Source organism: Azoarcus sp. Soil_N_20 (genome assembly GCF_057656155.1).
This window is the reverse complement of record NZ_JBDGKX010000055.1, coordinates 1-594: the sequence shown is the minus strand read 5'-3', so window position 1 is coordinate 594 and position 594 is coordinate 1. Positions and strand designations below refer to the sequence as shown.

Sequence of the window (594 nt, the reverse complement as noted above, 5' to 3'; positions counted from 1 at the left end):
TCACCGAGTTCGGCGACAAAACCGGCGATGGTCGTGAAGTGCGGTGCGCTGTCGCCCGAAACCGCCATGAACAGCACGTTGTCGCGGCAGGCTGCGGCAATCGCGCGCGAACTCACCAAGCCGCGCGAGTAGCCGAGCAGCACGATCTTGAGCAACACGTTCGGCGCAAAGGCGGGGGCCCCGGTGCTGTCGTTGCGGTAGCGCGCCTCAAGCCCCGCCAGGTCAATCTCATGATCGACGAGGTGACACAGTGCGTGCTCGAAGCTGCCCGGAATCACCTGCCGATCAAAATCCACCGGGATCATCTTCAGGCCATAGTCGGGCGTCTTGAAGCGGGGCATCGCGGAACTCCGGGAGGGGTTGCCGAATTATACCGAAGGCATCGTGGCGCGCGCCGTAGCCGGGCTTTTTCTACAGCCTCAACGGCGCGCATCACGCGGAAGATGAGTTGCCCAGTCGCGCACCCCGGCGGTAGCTGTTTGGTTTGCGGTGGTAGACGTAAAAACCCCCTCAGCGCGGATTGCTGAGGGGGTTTTGAGGGGTTAGTCTGACGATGACCTACTTTCACGAGAGCGAATCTCACTATCATCGGCG

The 594-nt window shown here is 61.8% G+C and carries 1 protein-coding gene; it reads right to left on the bottom strand.

The window, feature by feature from the left end:
- The coding region (locus tag AC3A35_RS27850; protein ID WP_487439802.1) for a transposase at positions 1 to 341 on the bottom strand (341 nt) is incomplete at its 3' end.
- Between the last annotated feature and the right edge of the window lie 253 nt (positions 342 to 594).